This window comes from Acidithiobacillus sp. TH-A36 (assembly GCF_057473445.1).
Genome location: NZ_JBYCKP010000034.1, coordinates 1 through 1090, shown reverse-complemented (window position 1 = coordinate 1090; position 1090 = coordinate 1). Strand labels below are relative to the sequence as shown.

Sequence of the window (1090 nt, the reverse complement as noted above, 5' to 3'; positions counted from 1 at the left end):
CAGGCACCATGGGATAAACATTCTCCTTGGCATCCACGCGGAAATCCATGAATACCATACGATCCTTGAGGCGTAAGGCTTCGCGGATGACTGGCTCGACGTCAGCGGGAGTATCCGCACGCAAACCAATATGCCCATAGGCTTCAGCCAGTTTCACGAAATCCGGCAAGGCATCCACATAGCTCATGGCATAACGATCTTCATAAAAGAACTCCTGCCACTGGCGGACCATACCGAGATAATGATTATTCAGGCAGGCCACCTTGAGGGGCAACTTGTATTGCTGACAGGTAGATAATTCCTGAATATTCATCTGGATACTGCCATCACCTGTAATACAGACCACCGTAGCATCCGGCTCAGCCACCTGCGCACCCATGGCTGCAGGCAAGCCAAAACCCATCGTCCCCAAACCACCACTGTTCACCCAGCGACGGGGTTTATCAAAACCATAAAACTGGGCAGCCCACATCTGATGCTGTCCCACATCAGAAGTCACAATGGCATCTCCGCCAGTCAGTTCAAACAGTTTTTGTACCACAAACTGCGGCTTGATGATCTGATCATCCTGCTGGTAATGGAGACAATCGCGCTTGCGCCATTCCGCAATCTGCGCCCACCAGGCCTGCATGGCATGGGGGTCGTTCAGTGCATCCAGTTCACCAAGCACCTGATTCATTTCTGTCAGGACCTGCTGGAGATCACCGACAATCGGCACATCCACCCGGACATTTTTGGAAATGGAGGAAGGATCCACATCCACATGCACAATTTTGGCATGGGGCGCGAACTTGGCGAGATTGCCGGTAACCCGGTCATCAAAACGTGCGCCCAGCGCCACCAGCACATCACAATGCTGCACCGCCATGTTGGCTTCATAAGTGCCATGCATGCCCAACATCCCCACAAACTGGGGGTCAGAAGCGGGGTAAGCGCCCAGGCCCATCAGGGTATGGGTAATGGGCACATTCAGGCTCCGGACCAGCTTGCGAAGCTCTTCAGAAGCATTACCCAACACAATGCCACCACCGGTGTAAAACATTGGACGCTGGGCACTGGCAATCATCTGCATGGCCTTGCGCACCTGCCC

The 1090-nt window shown here is 53.7% G+C and carries 1 protein-coding gene; it reads right to left on the bottom strand.

Annotation, left to right across the window (positions count from 1 at the left end; all coding sequences use genetic code 11):
- Positions 1-1090 (bottom strand): thiamine pyrophosphate-dependent enzyme (locus tag AC2VLY_RS00865; protein WP_486921605.1); only part of this gene is annotated, 1090 nt, incomplete at both ends.